Below are 17,091 nucleotides of genomic sequence, written 5' to 3'. Positions count from 1 at the left end.
CTTCGGAGGGCTCAGACGTCCTCGGTGTCCAGCGCCACCCAGCCGGCCTTCGTCGAGGGCGCGAAGAGGATGCCGCCGGCGACGAGGGGTTCGGTGTCGAGACCGGTGTCGAAGCCGCTGTGGTCGTCGAGGTACGGCAGGCTGTGCCGGTACAGCAGTCTGCCGGTGCGCGCGTCGAAGGCGGCGGCACCCTGCCCGTTGACGACGTAGACCCGGTCCCCGGCCTGGATCGGCGGCGCGTCGGTCTGGCCCTTGCTGGGCAGCCGGACCCGCCACAGCTCCTTGCGCCGGGCCGCGTCGACGGAGACCAGTTCGCCGCCCGTGGCGGTGGACGCCACGTACATCACCCGGCCCGGTGTCACCGACAGCTCGGGCCCGTCCTGTCCGGCGCCCAGGGTGGCTCCGGCCTCCGTGCGGGTCGCCTCGGCCCCCTTGGCCAGTTCCATGCGGAGCACCCCCTGGCCCGACGGCGCCGAGTACGTGTCCATGGCGGCGCAGTACAACTGCGGCCTGCCGTCCTCCTCCAGCAGCGCCTCCGTGCCGGGCGAGCAGACCGCGGGCAGCTCGAAGGAGGTGAGGCGCCTGCCGCTGTCCTTGTCGAGGACGGTGACGTAGTTGTCGCCCATCTCGGCGCCCTCGCCGGTGGTGAACACGTAGTACCGGTCGCCCAGCACCCGCTGCCCGGCCGCGCCGTTCCTGCTGGGGACGTGGGAGCCCTCGACCCAGGGCTTCCCGCCCGTACGCGCGTCGACGGAGTACACCGTGCCGTCCTCGGTGAGCGAGTACACCCGCTCGCCGTCGCTCATGAGGCGGTCGGCGAGCACCGCCGTGGCGTAGCGCCACTTCACGGAGCCGTCGGCGAGCGAGAGCCCCACGAGGCGGTCGCCGACGTTGACGACCGCGACGTCGTCCACGACGACCGGGCTGTTCTGGCTGCCGTACGTCGAGACCTCGCTGTTGCGCCACAGCTCCTTGCCGGTCGCCGCGTCGATCCGCACGGCCCGGTCGCCGATGCACACCAGCGACGAGTCGGCGTACACGCAGTCGCTGTCCTGGAGGTTGTACTGCCACTGCCGCCAGCCGTCCGGCCGGCGCTCCGGGCTGTCGTGGTAGGCGTACGAGAAGTTGCCGGAGCCCGACTGGGCCGCGATGTACTCGGCGGAGCCCTTCGGCTGGCTCGTCACGGTGCGCCCCCGGCTCGTGGGACCGGTCCCGGTGGCGTCCCCGCTCTGGCGGAACCCGTACACCAGCCCGCCCGCGATCGTGCTGACCGCCACGACCGCAGCCGCCACCGCGAGCGCCCGGCGGCGGCGCCCGCGGCCGGGCGGGGGCATGGGGGCGGCGCCCAGGTCCGTCGTCACCGCCCCCACGTCCGTGGTGTCGGAGGCGGTGTCGGCGTCCGGGTCGGCGTCGGACGCGGTGTCCCGGCGCGCGTCGGCGTCCGCGGCGGTGCCGGTCGCCGCGTCCGCGTCCGTCGCGGTGGGCCCCTCCCCGTCCGGGGCCGCGCCCGCCGCCGGCGGGGCCGGCGTCCTCGGCGCGGCGGGCCCCTCCAGGGTGCCCGGGTACGTGTCGGCCAGCAGGGAGAGCAGCTCCGCCGCGTCAGGGCGGTCGTCCGGCTCCTTGGCCAGGCAGCGCTCCACCGTGGGCCGCAGCCAGCCCGGCAGGGCGTCCAGCTTCGGCGGCTCGTGCACGAGTTGGTACACCAGCGTGTACACGTCCGTCGCGTCGAACGGCACCCGCCCGCTCGCCGCGTACGTCAGCATCGAGCCCAGCGAGAAGATGTCGCTGCGCGGCCCGACGTCCTTCTGGGCGCGTATCTGCTCCGGCGACATGAACGGCGGCGTGCCGATCGTGACGCCGGTCCCGGTCAGCCCGGGGGCCGTGAGTACCGCGTCGTCGGCCGCGCGCACGATGCCGAAGTCGATGACCCGGGGCCCGTCGTCGGCCAGCAGCACGTTGCCCGGCTTGAGGTCCCGGTGCACGATCCCGACGCGGTGGATGTCCTGCAGCGCCTCCGCGAGCCCGGTCGCGAGACGGTACAGCTCCTCGTCGGTGAGGGCGGGCCCCTTGGTGACCCGCTCGTCGAGCGGCTGCCCCGGCACGAAGAGGGTCGCCATCCAGGGCGGGTCGGCGTCCGGGTCGGCGTCCACGACGGGCGCGGTGAAGGCCCCGCTGACCTGCCGGGCGGCGGTCACCTCACGCCGGAAACGGCCGCGGAAGTCGGGCTGGTGGGCGAGGTTGCCGCGGATCACCTTCACGGCGACCTGGCGGCCCGAGGGCGACGTGCCGAGGTAGACGTGGCCCATGCCGCCGGAGCCCAGGTGGGAGTCGATGCGGTAGCCGGGGATGTCCGGCAGCTCCTCGTTGCCCGGAGCGCCCTGGGCTTCCTGGGCCATCGTTCCCCCACCGTCGTCGTACGGACCGTCAACCGCGAACGGATGATATCGATCCGGCCCACAGCCGTTCGGAGGGGTGTTCGACCTCGGGCGCCCTCAACGGTGTGCGCGGCGGCGGGCGTTGTCCGGACCGGGGCGAGAGGTCGTACGGGTCATACGGGGCGGGCGCAGCCCACCGGCCTCCTGCCGCCCAGCTGCACGTACAGGTCGGTCGAGACGGGGCACTGGGTCCTCTTCTCGACGGCGGCCGTGACCCGGTACTCCGGGGCGTGCCCCCCGTTCCCGTTCCGGTCGGCGTCGGCGCCGGAGTCGCACGCCGTCTCGCGGACCTCGCCGTGCCCCGCGCCGTAGAGGCAGTCGCCGACGATGGTGCGGGGCCCTCCGCCGCCGCCGGGGTCGCCCGGGTGCGGCGGCTGGAGCTTGCGCATGCAGGCCCAGCCCTGCGGCACCGAGCCGTCGCCGTCCTCGTCCGCGCCGGGGGCGGGCCGCGACTCGCTGATGTGGAGGACGAAGTCGGTGGTCGCCGGGCACGGCGGCCCCTGCGGGACCCCTCCGTCGTGGCGGGCGACGACCCGCGCGGCGGCCCGCTCGCTCGCGCACGGCACCTCGGTGAAGCCGGTCGTCCCGAAGGAGCTGCACTCGTCGGTCCCGAGGAACACGGTCCCGTACCCGGCGGGCCGGGTGGGGGCGGTGGTCGTCGTCCGCCCCCGGGGATCCGGACCCGTACCGCCCGGCCAGACCTGGCAGCCCGACAGCAGCGGCACGGCCAGCACGGCGGCCGCGGCGAGCCCGGCCGCCGGACGCACCCCTCCGGCGCGGCGCACCCCTCGCATGATCACCCCCCGACGTACGCGTCCAGCGTGACCCGGCGGCGCCGGGCCCTGCCCGGCATACCGGGCGCATTGCGTACGGTGCGGGTGGTGCGCGAGGAGTGCGGCGTAGGTTCCGTACGTCAGCGTCCGTACGCCGGGATCCCGCGTTCGGGACTGCCGGATGCCGGACCCTGTCGGTCAGGACCGGTAGCTCAGCCCGTGTCCGATGGCGTAGAGCACGCGCGTCGGGTCGTCGGCCCGCTGCACCGGCACCGGCAGCCGACCGCGCGGCGCGACCCGCCCGGCCAGCACCCGCGCGGCGGCCCGCACCTCGACGTCCGTCCACGAGTACGCGGCCAGATACCCCTTCACCCGCGGCAGTTGCGCCACGTCGTAGGGGTTGCGGAGCGCCACCGCGACCACCGGCACTCCGGTGGCGAGGAGCTGTTCGACGAGCGTCCGCTGCGTGCTGTCCGCCGTCACGTTGTACGTCCCCACGACCACCGCGTCCTGGCCGCGCGCCATCGCGACGGCCTGGTCGACGAGGGCCTGGGTGGGCGCCGTCCCGGTGGAGAGCCGGCTCGTGGTGAAGCCGAGGGAGGCGAGTTCGGCGGCGAGGACGGCCGTCGGCGGTCCGGTGGTGCCCGACGGGGACGCCGGGTCGGCGCCGACGACCAGCACCTTCCTGTGCGTACGCCGGGACAGCGGCAGCAGCGGGCCCTCGTTGACCAGCAGGGTCGTGGTCCGCTCGGCGATCCGGTCGGCGGCGTCGAGATGGCGCCGGACGCCCACCACCCGGTCGACGCCCGCGGCGGTGACGTACGGCTTGTCGAGGAGTCCCAGCTTCGCCTTGAGCCGCAGGATCCGCAGGACCGACCGGTCGAGGCGGGCCTCGGTCAGCTCCCCGGCGCGTACCGCGTCCAGGACCGCGTTCCACGCGACGTCCAGCGAGGGCGGGTTGAGGAGCTGGTCGACACCGGCCTTCAGCGCCAGCACCGGCACCTGGTCGTCGCCGTACTTCTCCCGTACGCCCTGCATGCCGAGGGAGTCGGTGACCACGACCCCGTCGTAGCCGAGCCGTTCGCGCAGGATGCCGGTGAGGATGGGGTGGGAGAGGGTGGCCGGGTCGCCGGACGGGTCGAGGGCGGGGACCATGATGTGCGCGGTCATGATCGAGTCGATGCCGGCCCGGATCGCGGCCTTGAACGGCGGCGCGTCCAGGGTCTCCCACTGCTGCCGGGTGTGCTCGATGACGGGGAAGCCGTAGTGGCTGTCGACGGCCGTGTCCCCGTGCCCCGGGAAGTGCTTGGCGGTCGCCGCGACCCCGGACCCCTGATACCCCTTCACCTGTGCCGCGACCAGGCCGGCGACGGCCGTCGGGTCGGCGCCGAAGGAGCGGACGCCGATGACCGGGTTGGCCGGGTTGACGTTCACGTCGGCGACGGGCGCGTAGTCCTGGCGGATGCCGAGCGCGCGGAGTTCGGCCCCGCCGATCCGTCCGGCCTCGCGGGCGTCTGCCCGTGACCCTCCCGCGCCGAGCGCCATCGCGCCCGGCAGCAGCGTCGCCGGCTTGCCGACGCGGGCCACGATGCCGTGTTCCTGGTCGGTGGAGATCAGCACGGGCAGCCCGCGCGGCTGTGTGAGGGAGGCCCTCTGGATGCCGTTCGACAGCGCGGCGATCTGGTGCGGGTCGCGGGTGTTGTGCGCCCAGGAGAAGTAGATGATGCCGCCGACCCGGTACTTCGCCACCAGCTCGGCGGCCGTCCGGACGCCGATCTCCCGGAGGTTGGCGTCGATGTCGGCCTGGTCGGGTCTGGTCGCGGAATGACCGAAGACCCGCATCACGAACAGCTGGCCGACCTTCTCCTGCAGGGTCATGCGGGAGACGAGGCGGCGCAGCGCCTTGTCGTCGGGTCCGGCGGCCTGTGCGGCGGGGCCGACTGCCAGGGCCGCGGTGACGCCTGCCGAGGCGGCGAGGACGGTACGTCTGGAGGGCACGTGCGCTCCTTCCGGAGAAGATCCACTGAAGGAAACTTCCGAGGAGTCACGAATATCCGGGAAGTTTCTTCCGGTCAAGGGAACGCACGGGACGGGGCGCGGTCATGGTGGGGCGGTCGCCTGAGGGGCCGTCACCGGCGCTGTCGGAGGGGGCGCGCCGGTGACGGCGTGCTGCCGGCCGCAGGCGGTGGAGAGGGGTGGTCGGCGATCGCAGCCGGCGGCGAGGCCGACGGGCCGCGCTGCGGAGACTCACCCGGCAGCGTGCGGGTGGGACGGGGCGGGGCCGGTTCGGGTTCCCCGGCAGGGGCGGGATCTCGGAAGTCGGTGGGGGTGGGGTGGGAGTGCCTGGGGTGCCTGGTAGCTCGGGAGGTGCGCGGTTCGCCGGCGGGTGCGGGTGGTGCGTGGTTTCTCGCGCGCAGTTCCCCGCGCCCCTGACGGCTCGGGCCTGCGGCCCGGCCTTCGCCGGGTGGCGCCGTGGAAAGGCGCGGGGCACGTCCCCGGTCGCTTTCCAGGGGCGCGGGGCGGTGACACATGCGGCTCCGCCGCGTGGGCGCGACCAGCCCCCACTCACCCGCACCCGCCGAACAGACCGCGCGCCCCCGACCCCCTGGGCGCCCGGTCCACCTGGCGGACGCCACCGCGCGGAGCCGCACCGGGGCGCGACCATGGTCGTATGCCCCTCGTCCACATCCCCGGTTCCAAGTCCATCACCGCCCGCGCCCTCTTCCTCGCGGCCGCCGCCGACGGCGTCACCACCCTCGTCCGCCCCCTCCGCTCCGACGACACCGACGGCTTCGCCGAGGGGCTGACCCGGCTCGGCTACCGCGTGGGCCGCACCCCCGACTCCTGGCAGGTCGACGGCCGCCCGCAGGGCCCCGCCGTCGCCACCGCCGACGTCTACTGCCGGGACGGCGCCACCACCGCCCGCTTCCTGCCGACCCTGGCCGCCGCGGGCCACGGCACCTACCGCTTCGACGCCTCCGCGCAGATGCGCCGCCGCCCCCTCGCGCCCCTCACCCGGGCCCTGCGGGACCTCGGTGTCGACCTGGTGCACGAGGAGGCCGAGGGCCACCACCCGCTGCGGATCAGGGCGAACGGCGTCGCCGGCGGCGCCGTCACCCTCGACGCCGGCCAGTCCTCGCAGTACCTCACCGCGCTGCTGCTGCTCGGCCCGCTCACCCGCGACGGTCTCCGCGTCACGGTGACCGACCTGGTGTCGGAGCCGTACGTCGAGATCACCACGGCGATGATGCGGGCGTTCGGCGCGGACGTCCGCCGCGAGGACGACGGCACCGGCGTCACCTACACGGTCGCGCCCGGCGGCTACCGCGCGACCACCTACGCCGTCGAGCCGGACGCCTCCACCGCGAGCTACTTCTTCGCCGCGGCCGCGCTCACCGGCACCGAGGTCACCGTCCCCGGCCTCGGTGCCGGCGCCCTCCAGGGCGACCTGCGGTTCGTGGACGTCCTGCGTCGGATGGGCGCCCGGGTCGACGTACGGGAGGACCGGACGACCGTGTGCGGCACCGGCGAACTGCGTGGCCTGACCGTCAACATGCGGGACATCTCCGACACCATGCCGACCCTCGCCGCGATCGCCCCGTTCGCCTCCGGGCCGGTCCGGATCGAGGACGTCGCCAACACCCGGGTCAAGGAGTGCGACCGGCTGGACGCCTGCGCGGAGAACCTCCGGCGGCTGGGCGTGGACGTCGCCACCGGGCCCGACTGGATCGAGATCCGGCCGGGGGCGCCCACGGCGGGCGTGGACATCACGACGTACGGCGACCACCGTGTCGTCATGTCCTTCGCCGTGACGGGACTGCGGGTGCCCGGCATCACCTTCGACGACCCGGGCTGTGTCCGGAAGACGTTCCCGGACTTCCACACGGAGTTCGGGGCGGTGTTCGGGGAGCTTCGGCGGGGAATGTCCGGCGGCCCGTCGGCCAACTGAACGCCCGTACAGCAGCGGGGGGCGGAGCGGCCGTCCCTCCTTGCTACTCTCCCGGCCATGACTGCCACCGAGCCCACCATCGTCGCCACCTCGGGCGGCCACCGCAGGGGGGACCGCATATGGGTCGGTTTCCACTCCCTCGTGCACCACGCGGTGGAGCTGTCGGGGGTGAACGGCCGTCGTCCGAAGGTGATGTACGTCGGGACGGCCATCGGCGACGCCGAGCACATGACGGCGCGCATGGGCGAGGCGGCGCGGGTGGCGGGCTTCGACCTCACCCCGCTCCAGCTGTTCCCGATGCCCAACATCGAGGACGTCGAGGGCGCCGTCCTCGACCAGGACGTCGTCTGGGTCATGGGCGGTTCGGTGGTCAACCTGCTGGCCGTGTGGCGTGTCCACGGCCTCGACACGGTGTTCCGGCGGGCCTGGGAGGCGGGGGTCGTCCTCAGCGGGGTGAGCGCGGGCTCCATCTGCTGGTTCCAGGGCGGTACGACCGACTCCTTCGGCCCCCGACTGCGGCCCGTCACCGACGCGTTGGGGTACCTGCCGTACGGCAACGGCGTCCACTACGACAGCGACGCCGGCCGGCGTCCCCTCGTCCACGGCCTCGTCGCGGACGGCACGCTGCCGGAGACGCACTGCACCGACGACGGGGTGGGCCTCGTGTACCACGGCACGAAGCTGACGGAGGCGGTCTCCGAACTGCCGGGCAAGGGGGCGTACATCGTGCGCCGGGAGGGGGACGGGGTGGTGGAGGACCGGGTGGAGCCGCGGCTGCTGCCGGAGCCGGGCGCCTGATCGCTCGGGACGCGCGAGGTTCCGGCGGGTGCGGGCGCGTCCCGGTTCCCGCGCGGTTCCCCGCGCCCCCGAAGGGAACGGGCCTGCGGCCCGCCCTTCATCCGGAACAGCGCGGGGCGGCGCGACCAGCCCCCTGCCGCCGCATGCGGCCGTCCGGGCCGAGCCGTGGCCGTGATCTGCGCCCGGCCGGCCGTGGCGCCGCGGACGTGGACGGGACGGCGGGCTCGCGGCCCGACCTCCGGCCGGTCACGAGCCCGCGCCGTGCTCGACGTCCCGCGCTCGGCCCGCCCCTCGCTCAGGCCGCGTCGTTGAGGAGCCGTGTGAGGTGTTCCCGCCCGGCCGTCAGCAGCTCCGGCAGCGGCGCGGCGGCCTCGTACCACCGCTTCTCGTACTCCCAGCACAGCCAGCCGTCCCACTCCTTGCGGGTGAGGACCTCCAGGCACTCGCCGAGCGGGAGGACGCCCGCGCCGAGCGGCAGCGGGGTCGTGTCGTCGGCCGACGCGATGTCCTTCACCTGGACGTAGCCGAGGAAGGGGGAGAGCGCGGCGTACGACTCCGCGGGCTGCTCGCCGCCGAGCCAGGTGTGCATGACGTCCCACAGCGCGCCCACGTTGCGGTGGCCGACGGGGCCGAGGACGCGGATGGCGTCGGCGCCGGTGCGGTGCGAGTCATGGGTCTCCAGCAGGACGCGCACACCGCGGTCGGCCGCGTCCTCCGCCGCCGTGCCGAGCCGCCGGGCCGCGACGGCGTCGGCCTCCTGAGGGCTCTGCCCGCTGTCCGGGTCGCCGCCGGGGAAGACCCGGACGAAGGGCGCGCCCAGGTCCCGCGCCAGGTCCAGAAGGCCCCGGATCTCGTCGAGCACGGGCCCGTCGTCGCCCGGCGCCGCGACCTTCGCGTACCCGGCGACCCCCAGGATCTCCACGCCGGCCGCCTTGAACTCGGCGGCCACCCGGTCCCGTTCCGCGCTTCCGACCCCCGGATGCACCGGCTCCTCGGGGTGGGCGCGCAGCTCGACACCGTGGTAGCCGTGCCCGGCGGCGAGCCGCACGACCTCGGACACGGGGACACCGGGCACGCCAAGAGTGGAAAACGCAAGCTTCATGTCGTCGGACCTTACTCGTCGCTCGTCGGTCGGTACGTCCTTCCGGTTGCCCGCCGCCAGAGGTGGTCACGCGGGTCGTCCCCGGCCGGGACGCGGTGCTCGTCAGATGTCCCGCTGTTCCAGCGGCTTGGTCGCCGGCCCTTGGAGGACGCGGCCGTCCGGGTCGAAGCGGGAGCCGTGGCACGGGCACTCCCAGGCGCGTTCGGCACGGTTGAAGGCGACGAGGCAGCCCAGGTGGGTGCAGCGGGCGGACAGGGTGTGCAGGACACCGTCGTCGTCGCGGTGGACCGCGCAGTGGTGGCCGCCGACCCGGACGATCGCCCCGTCGCCCGGCGCGATCGCGTCGAAGGAGGTGTCGGCGGCCGGGGAGAGCCGGTCGCCGACGAAGTGCCGGGCGACCTGCGCCTGGTGCTTGAGGAAGCTCGGCGCCTCCCGCACCGTGCTGAGGACGCGGCGCGGGTCGTACAGGTCGCTCCACGGCGCCTTCCGCCCGTCGATCGCGTCGGCGAGGAGCCGGCCCGCCATGACGCCGCTGCTCATCCCCCAGCCGCCGAACCCGGTCGCCACCCAGGTGTGCCGGCTGCCCGCGTGGAAGGGGCCGACCAGCGGCACGGAGTCGGTGGAGTCGTTGTCCTGGGTGGCCCACCGGTGCGTGAAGTCGAGCGGCCCGAAGCGGTCGACGGCCCACTCGGCGAGCAGTTCGAACCGCTCCTCCACGGTGCCGGCGCCCGGTGTGAAGTGCTCCCCGGTGACGATCAGCAGCCGCCGCCCGTCCCCGTACGGGGCGGTGCGCACGGAACGGGTGCGCTGCTCCTGCGTGATGTACATGCCGTGCGGGTCGGCGTCCGCCGGAATCGGCGCGGTGAGGACCAGCTCCCGGCGCGGGGAGAGCCGGGCGAACAGCAGCGCCCGGTCGAACACCGGGTAGTGCGTGGCGACCACGACCTCCCCGGCGGTCACCGTGCACCCCGCCTCCGTCGTCAGCCGGCACGGAGAGCTCTCCTTGAGCCGGGTCACCCGCGTCCTCTCGTGGACCACACCGCCCCGGCGCACGAGATCGTCGACGAGCGCGAGGAGATAGGCCCGCGGATGGAACTGCGCCTGCTCCGCCACCCGTACCGCGCCCGCCACGGGGAACGGCAGTCCCGTCTCCGTCACGAACGACGCCGGCAGCCCGGCCTCCCGCGCGGCCTCCGCCTCGGCCCGCAACCCGTCCACACCGCTCGGGTCCTCGGCGTACGTGTACGCCTCCGTCTCCTCCCAGTCGCACGCGATGCCCAGTTCCGCCACCACGGCGGCGGCATGCCGGATCGCCGCCGTCTGCGACCGCGCGTACAGGTGTGCGGCCCGCGCGCCCCGGTGGTTCCGCAGCCGGGCGTAGATCTGCGTGTGCAGGGCGCTCACCTTCGCCGTGGTGTGGCCCGTGACCCCGGCGGCGACCCGGTCGGCCTCCAGCAGCGCCACGCGGCGGCCGGTCCGGGCCAGTTCCCAGGCCGTGCTGATCCCGGCGATGCCGGCGCCGACCACGGCGACGTCGACGACGAGGTCCCCGTCGAGCGCCGGGTGCCGGCTCGCCTCGGGCGCGGTGTCGAGCCAGTACGACTTCTGCTTGCCCGTGTAGATGTGCATGGCGGCCGGGTTCCCTTCGGACGGACGGCTCAGCGGGGGTCGCGTGGACTGTCGGGCGGACTGTCGCGTGGACTGCCGGGCGGGCCGGCGCGTGGGGTGTCAGGCGTGCGGCGCCCGCGGTCGGTGTCGGAACCGCCGCCGGAGCGCTGCCGGTGGCTGGTGTCGCACCAGGGGTGCATCCGGCTGCGGCGGCAGGTGCACAGGGCCACCCGGAAACGGTCCGACGTCACGGTCGTACCGTCCTCCGTGGTGACCTCGACGGGGCCCTCGACCAGCAGCGGGCCGGAGCGCCGGACGGTGATGCGGCGGCGTTCAGCAGGGTCGTTCGGCACGGATGACCACCAGCTCTTCCTTCTCGTCGTCCCCCTCGTCCCCCTGGTCGTCCGTATCCCTTCTGTTCGCTCTGTTCTCTCCGTCCCCCAGCAGTCCCCGGTCGCGCAGCCAGCCGCTCCGTGACCGCAGCACGGGGCCGAAGGCCACGTACCGGCGGTCCACGACCTCGGCCCCCAGGCCCGCCGCCCGTACCTGGGCCAGCGTCCGCTCCGCGTCGCTCAGCGTCGACTGCACGAGCAGCAGCACCCCGCCAGGCGCCAGCAGCGCGGGCGCGTCCCGGCAGATCCGGTCCAGGGCGAGCCGCCCGTCCCGCCCCGCGTCCCAGGCCCGCGCGGCACCCCGTACGGCCGCCGCCCGCCCGGTGCCGCCGTCGCCGGGCTCCGGTTCCGGCCCCGGTACGTACGGCGGGTTGGACAGGATCAGGTCGAAGGACCGGCCCGACACCGGGGCCAGCAGGTTCCCCCGGACGACGCTCAGCGGGAGCCCGGCCAGTACGGCGTTGACCTTGGCGTTGATCACCGCCCGCCACGAGATGTCCACGGCGGTCACCCGCGCCCCCCGCCGGGCCGCGGCCAGCGCCACGGCGCCCGTGCCCGTGCCGACGTCGAGGACCCGGGCCCGCCGGGTGAGCCGCTCCCGTCCGAGGGCGTGCACCAGAAGCTCGGTGTCGTCCTGCGGGGCGTAGACCCCCGGCAGGGCGAGGGGAGGTGAGAGAGGGTTCACGGTGACTCGGCCTCCGGGTGTGGGGGTGAGGGGCGGCGGCCGGTCGAGCGGGTGCCGAACGGCTGCCGTGCGGGCGGTCTCAGCCGGGCGCCCGCAGCGAGGACCGGCCGGCCCGCCAGGCGTCGAGGAAGCGGTCGGCGAGAGCGTCCTCCAGATGGTTCGTGGCGTCGACGCCGAACGCGACGTCGGCGTCCAGGTGCGGCTCCTCGACGAGCAGCCCGGCGACGACCTCGTGCCGTACGACCTGCTCGTGCACGGCGTCGGCCTCCACGTGCTCGGTGTAGAAGTGCTCGGCCGCCGCCCCGGCCCCCGTCCGCCGCATCGCCTTCGCGAGCCGCCGGGAGGCGGGGGAGGAGGTGATCTCGACGGCCGCGAAGTGGCCGACGAGGGCGCCGCGCAGGGACCGGTGCAGCCCGAGGAGGGACATCAGGTTCACGAGGGCGAGGGTCTGCGCGCAGGCCACGTCCACGTAGCGGCCGTAGGCCGGGTCGAGCCCCAGGTCCGTCATGAGGTCGGCGAAGAGACGGGCGTGCACCCGGTCGGCCCGGCCGCCCCCGAACTCGTCGAACTCCACGGCGGCCATCCCGGCCTTCGCCCGCCCCCACAGCCGGGGCAGCACCCAGGCGTGCGGGTCGGCCTCCTTCAGGTGGTAGAGGGAGCGCTGGGCGGCGTACTCGCGCAGCTGCCACAGTTCGCCCTCCTCCGCGAGGAACCTGCTGACGCCGGTGCCGTCCGTGGGGTGCGCGGGTTCCACCAGCAGCTCGTCCAGCGCCTCGTCGGCGCGTGCGTGGCGGGGCGCTGCGTCCCGCAGCGCCGCCAGGAACGGCCGCTCCAGCGCGGCCCGGAACCGCAGCAGCTCCGGGTCCCACTCGCGGTCGTCGGGGACGCCCGCGAATCCGCGGTAGTGCAGCTCGTAGCAGAGGTACAGCGCGAGCTGCAGATCCTCGCCGAACGGGTCGGCCCGCGCGACCGCCCGTCCGTCGGGTGGCGGCCCGCCCCCGCGCAGGCTCTCCACGAGGGCGTCCGAGATCCCGCCCCTTCCCTCGGGCAGCGACGGCTCCTGCGACCGGACATCCATGCGCGCCGGGTACCCCATGACACGTCCTTAGTCACCCGAGGACCGGACGCCCCCCACGCCACACCGGCACGCGACCTGCGCGGAAGCCTCCAGGCCCCGGCAGCACGGCTATGGCCGCACCGCGGGGACGTCCCGCGCGGAGAAGGGCGCGGGGAAAGCACGGGAAAGGGGCCCCGCGGCCGCGGGGCCCCTTTCACCGGCTCAGCTCGGCGTGCGCCGAGCGCGCGCGGTCGGCGCAGCTCAGACGTGCTCGTCCTTGGAGGACGAGCGCCCGGTGCCCTGGACGTGCTCCTGGGCCTTGCCCTTGAGCTTCTTCGCCTCGCCGCGGGCCTGCTGCATCTTGCCCTCGGCCTGCTGCTGGCGGTCGCCGGTGACCTTGCCGGTCATCTCCTTGGCCTTGCCCTTGATCTTGTCCATGTTGCCCTTGTCCTTGGCGACCATGGTGTTTCCTCCTGAGTGGGGGTGAGGCTTTCCCCCTCAACGTAAGCCGGACTCGTCACCGTCGCGCGTCGAAGCGTCACTGTCCGTGACCGGCCCCCGGTGGCCGCGACGACGCGCCCTCGACCGCCGGTCACTTCGCGCGCGGTGCCCCCGTCGAGCCCCGGACCATCAGTTCGCCCCGCACCGTCGCGATGCCGCCGGGCGGCGCCTCCTCGCGGCCCATCGCGATCCGTCCCGCGCGCGCCCCGGCCTCCGCCAGCGGCAGTCGTACGGTCGTCAGCGCGGGCACCGCGTCGATGCTGAACGGGAGGTCGTCGAACCCGGCGACCGAGACGTCGTCCGGGATGCGCAGGCCGGAGTCGCGCAGCGCCGCGCACGCGCCCAGCGCGACCGTGTCGTTGGCGGCGACGACCGCCGTCAGCGTCCGGTCGCGCCGCAGCAGCTCCAGCGTCGCCTCGTACCCGGAGAGCCGGTCGTAGCGTCCGTAGACGGTCCGTTCGGCGTCGTCCTCGATGCCGGCCGCGGCCAGTGCGGCCCGGTGCCCCTCCAGGCGGTGCCGGGTGGTGGTGCGCTCCTCGGGCCCGGCGATGTACCCGAGCCGCCGGTGCCCGAGCCCGATCAGGTGCTCGGTGAGCTGCTGCCCGCCGCCCCGGTTGTCGAAGGTGATCGCGATGGCCTCGGGTGTCGGCGGACGGCCGCACAGCACGACCCGCGTCCCGGCGTCCGCCAGCCTGCGCAGCTTGTTGCCGACGGCGGCGAGATGCGCCGGGTCCTCGATGGCCCCACCGGTCAGCACCACGGCCGCGGCGCGCTGGCGCTGCAGCAGGGTGAGGTAGGTCAGTTCACGCTCCGGGGAGCCGCCCGTGTTGCACACCACGGCCAGCCGCTCCCCGCCCGCGCGCCCGCCCGGCCCGCCGATCTCGTTCTGGATGGCGCTCGCCATGATCCCGAAGAAGGGGTCGGCGATGTCGTTCACCAGGATGCCGACGAGGTCGGAGGTGGCGGCGGCGAGGGCGCTGGCGGGTCCGTTCAGGACGTAGTCCAGCTCGTCGACGGCCTTGAGCACCCGCTCCCGCGTGGACGCGGCCACCGGGTAGTTCCCGTTGAGCACCCGGGAGACGGTCGCGGGCGACACCTGCGCACGGGCCGCCACGTCCGCCAGGGTCACTGTCATCGTCTACTCGCCTCCGGTGAGCGTCTCGTTCGGGTCGTCGTGAGCCGGGTGGCTCGTCCAGTGGGCCGCACGCGCCCTGGACGGGGCGGCGTGGTTCGTCCGGGGAACCATACGGCCGCGATCACTGTTCGCCCCCTCGAACAACTCGAACCCCCCTGCGGGCTTGTCCCGACCGCTGCTCAGAGGCTAGCTTCTCACTAGATAGAAAGCGCTTGCTGTCACGCTCACCTCTCCATGGGACGCCGGGCGTACGCGGCGCCGGACGCGTACGAACCAGAACGAACACGTCAGCAAGGCAGAAACAGACGAAGGGATCGGCCGTGACACGCAAGACCGTACGGATCGCCATGAACGGCGTGACCGGGCGCATGGGGTACCGCCAGCACCTCGTCCGCTCCATCCTCGCCCTCCGCGAGCAGGGCGGACTCGACCTCGGCGACGGCACCGTCCTGTGGCCCGAGCCCGTCCTCGTCGGCCGCCGTGAGCACGCGCTCCGGGCGATGGCCGAACAGCACGGCCTGGAGCACTGGTCCACGGACGTGGACGCCGTCCTCGCCGACGACACGGTGGACATCTACTTCGACGCCCAGGTCACCTCCGCCCGCGAGGAGGCCCTGAAGAAGGCGATCGCGGCCGGCAAGCACATCTACACGGAGAAGCCCACGGCCACCGGCCTGGAGGGTGCCCTGGAGCTGGCCCGCCTCGCCCATGCCGCCGGCATCAAGCACGGCGTCGTCCAGGACAAGCTGTTCCTGCCCGGCCTGCTGAAGCTGAAGCGCCTCATCGACGGCGGCTTCTTCGGCCGCATCCTCTCCGTCCGCGGCGAGTTCGGCTACTGGGTCTTCGAGGGCGACTGGCAGGAGGCGCAGCGCCCGTCCTGGAACTACCGCGCGGAGGACGGCGGCGGCATCGTCGTCGACATGTTCCCGCACTGGGAGTACGTGCTGCACGAGCTGTTCGGACGGGTGAAGTCCGTGCAGGCGCTCACCGCCACCCACATCCCGCAGCGCTGGGACGAGCAGGACAAGCCGTACGACGCCACCGCCGACGACGCCGCGTACGGGATCTTCGAGCTGGACGGCGGCGCGATCGCCCAGATCAACTCCTCCTGGGCCGTCCGCGTCAACCGCGACGAGCTGGTGGAGTTCCAGGTCGACGGTACCGAGGGCTCCGCGGTCGCGGGCCTGCGCAACTGCCGCGTCCAGCACCGCAGCGCCACCCCGAAGCCGGTGTGGAACCCCGACATCCCCGCCACCTACTCCTTCCGCGACCAGTGGCAGGAGATCCCCGACAACGCCGAGTTCGACAACGGCTTCAAGGCGCAGTGGGAGCTGTTCCTCAAGCACGTGTACGCCGACGCGCCCTACCACTGGGACCTGCTGGCCGGCGCCCGCGGTGTCCAGCTCGCCGAGCTGGGCCTGAAGTCCTCGGCGGAGGGCCGCCGTCTCGACGTGCCGGAGATCCAGCTGTGAGCATCCGACTCCCCGACGGCGCGGGCGGGCTGAGGACCTACACCCCCCGCACCGAACCGCTGGCCCTGACGACGGGCGCCCCCTTCACCTCCCGCACGGTCTTCTCGGCGGCGCACGTCGTCGCCGACCCCTTCGCCGACGTGTCCCCGGACTCGCCCGCGGCCGTCGACTGGGAGGCGACCCTCGCGTTCCGCCGCCACCTGTGGTCGCACGGGCTCGGCGTCGCCGAGGCGATGGACACCGCGCAGCGCGGCATGGGCCTGGACTGGGCGGGCGCGGCGGAGCTGATCCGCCGCAGCGCCAAGGAGGCCAAGGCGGTCGGCGGCCGTATCGCGTGCGGCGTCGGCACCGACCAGCTGACCGCGCCGGCGTCCCTGGACGAGATCCGCGCGGCGTACGAGGAGCAGCTGGCGGTCGTCGAGGAATCGGGCGCCCAGGCGATCCTGATGGCCTCGCGTGCGCTGGCCGCCGCCGCGCGGGGCCCCGAGGACTACCTGGAGGTCTACGGGCACCTGCTGCGCCAGGCCGCCGAGCCGGTCGTGCTGCACTGGCTCGGCCCCATGTTCGACCCGGCGCTGGAGAGCTACTGGGGCTCCTCCGACCTGGACACGGCCACGGACACCTTCCTGGAGGTCATCGCCGCCCACCCGGACAAGGTCGACGGCATCAAGGTCTCGCTCCTGGACGCCCAGCGGGAGATCGACATCCGCCGCAGGCTCCCGGGCGGAGTCCGCTGCTACACGGGTGACGACTTCAACTACCCCGAGCTGATCGCGGGCGACGAGCAGGGCTTCAGCCACGCCCTCCTCGGCATCTTCGACCCGCTGGGCCCGCTGGCGGCGGAGGCGGTCCGCGTCCTCGACACGGGCGACGTGAAGGGCTTCAGGGAACTCCTGGACCCGACCGTGGAACTCTCCCGCCACCTCTTCCAGACCCCGACCCGCTTCTACAAGACGGGCGTGGTGTTCCTGGCGTGGCTCTCGGGCCACCAGGAGCACTTCACGATGGTCGGCGGCCTCCAGTCGGCCCGCTCCCTCCCGCACTTCGCGCGGGCGTACGAACTGGCCGACGGCCTGGGCCTGTTCCCGGACCCGGCGCTGGCGGAGACGCGCATGAAGAACCTCCTGTCGGTGTACGGGGTGGCCCAGTGAGCACCGCTACCGGACTGGAACGCTTCTCCATCA

The 17,091-nt window shown here is 74.0% G+C and carries 13 protein-coding genes and 1 pseudogene; 4 read left to right on the top strand and 10 right to left on the bottom strand.

Translation table 11 applies throughout. The features are described 5' to 3' along the window. Nucleotides 1-11 precede the first annotated feature (11 nt). The 3 genes from GSY65_RS13165 to GSY65_RS13155 all read right to left on the bottom strand — a co-directional run bounded on the left by GSY65_RS13165 (nt 12) and on the right by GSY65_RS13155 (nt 5,206). A complete protein-coding gene (locus tag GSY65_RS13165) occupies nt 12-2,396 on the bottom strand; it encodes a protein kinase domain-containing protein (protein ID WP_159767597.1) in 2,385 nt (794 codons plus the stop codon). A 152-nt stretch (nt 2,397-2,548) separates the two neighbouring features. After that, on the bottom strand, nt 2,549-3,229 hold the full coding sequence (locus tag GSY65_RS13160; protein ID WP_159767594.1) for a hypothetical protein: 681 nt from the start codon (nt 3,227-3,229) through the stop codon (nt 2,549-2,551). Nucleotides 3,230-3,406: 177 nt separating this feature from the next. Further along, entirely contained in the window at nt 3,407-5,206 is a 1,800-nt protein-coding gene (locus GSY65_RS13155; protein WP_159767591.1) for a glycoside hydrolase family 3 protein, read from the bottom strand. Nucleotides 5,207-5,879: 673 nt separating this feature from the next. On the opposite strand from GSY65_RS13155, the gene aroA reads away from it, so the two are divergent. Continuing rightward, nucleotides 5,880-7,157 (top strand): 3-phosphoshikimate 1-carboxyvinyltransferase, encoded by a 1,278-nt coding sequence (aroA, locus tag GSY65_RS13150; protein ID WP_159767588.1) that lies wholly within the window; start codon nt 5,880-5,882, stop codon nt 7,155-7,157. Nucleotides 7,158-7,214: 57 nt separating this feature from the next. After that, nucleotides 7,215-7,955, top strand: a complete 741-nt coding sequence (locus GSY65_RS13145; protein ID WP_159767585.1) for a peptidase E — start codon at nt 7,215-7,217, stop codon at nt 7,953-7,955. 295 nt (nt 7,956-8,250) lie between these two features. Here GSY65_RS13145 and GSY65_RS13140 read toward each other — a convergent pair whose 3' ends face one another. The 7 genes and pseudogenes from GSY65_RS13140 to GSY65_RS13110 form a co-directional block, all read right to left on the bottom strand. Continuing rightward, nucleotides 8,251-9,057 (bottom strand): sugar phosphate isomerase/epimerase family protein, encoded by an 807-nt coding sequence (locus GSY65_RS13140; protein WP_159767582.1) that lies wholly within the window; start codon nt 9,055-9,057, stop codon nt 8,251-8,253. Between the two features lie 102 nt (nt 9,058-9,159). Next, on the bottom strand, nt 9,160-10,686 hold the full coding sequence (locus GSY65_RS13135) for an FAD-dependent oxidoreductase (protein ID WP_159767579.1): 1,527 nt from the start codon (nt 10,684-10,686) through the stop codon (nt 9,160-9,162). A gap of 140 nt (nt 10,687-10,826) precedes the next feature. Further along, nucleotides 10,827-11,018: pseudogene (locus GSY65_RS34695) on the bottom strand (CDGSH iron-sulfur domain-containing protein); the annotation flags it as partial. Further along, nucleotides 10,999-11,742: a HemK2/MTQ2 family protein methyltransferase gene (locus tag GSY65_RS13125; protein WP_159767573.1), complete on the bottom strand. Its 744-nt coding sequence runs from the start codon at nt 11,740-11,742 to the stop codon at nt 10,999-11,001. The gene GSY65_RS13125 and the pseudogene GSY65_RS34695, both read right to left, overlap by 20 nt. Nucleotides 11,743-11,821: 79 nt before the next feature. Continuing rightward, on the bottom strand, nt 11,822-12,820 hold the full coding sequence (locus GSY65_RS13120; RefSeq protein ID WP_159775883.1) for an iron-containing redox enzyme family protein: 999 nt from the start codon (nt 12,818-12,820) through the stop codon (nt 11,822-11,824). 240 nt (nt 12,821-13,060) lie between these two features. Beyond that, nucleotides 13,061-13,261 carry a CsbD family protein gene (locus GSY65_RS13115; RefSeq protein ID WP_159767570.1) on the bottom strand — a complete coding sequence of 67 codons (201 nt, stop codon included), beginning with the start codon at nt 13,259-13,261 and terminating at the stop codon, nt 13,061-13,063. 130 nt (nt 13,262-13,391) lie between these two features. Then, nucleotides 13,392-14,435 carry a LacI family DNA-binding transcriptional regulator gene (locus tag GSY65_RS13110; RefSeq protein ID WP_159767568.1) on the bottom strand — a complete coding sequence of 348 codons (1,044 nt, stop codon included), beginning with the start codon at nt 14,433-14,435 and terminating at the stop codon, nt 13,392-13,394. 320 nt (nt 14,436-14,755) lie between these two features. Here GSY65_RS13110 and GSY65_RS13105 point away from each other — a divergent pair, with 320 nt between their 5' ends. Both GSY65_RS13105 and GSY65_RS13100 read left to right on the top strand, forming a co-directional pair. After that, nucleotides 14,756-15,907 carry a Gfo/Idh/MocA family protein gene (locus GSY65_RS13105; protein WP_159767566.1) on the top strand — a complete coding sequence of 384 codons (1,152 nt, stop codon included), beginning with the start codon at nt 14,756-14,758 and terminating at the stop codon, nt 15,905-15,907. Beyond that, entirely contained in the window at nt 15,904-17,058 is a 1,155-nt protein-coding gene (locus tag GSY65_RS13100) for a dihydrodipicolinate synthase family protein (protein ID WP_159767564.1), read from the top strand. The genes GSY65_RS13105 and GSY65_RS13100 overlap by 4 nt, the downstream gene beginning before the upstream one ends. Nucleotides 17,059-17,091 lie beyond the last annotated feature (33 nt).

Origin of the sequence: Streptomyces sp. HM190, assembly GCF_009857135.1 — a bacterium.
GTDB classification, from domain to species: domain Bacteria; phylum Actinomycetota; class Actinomycetes; order Streptomycetales; family Streptomycetaceae; genus Streptomyces; species Streptomyces heilongjiangensis.
This window is presented reverse-complemented; position numbering and strand designations above follow the sequence as displayed.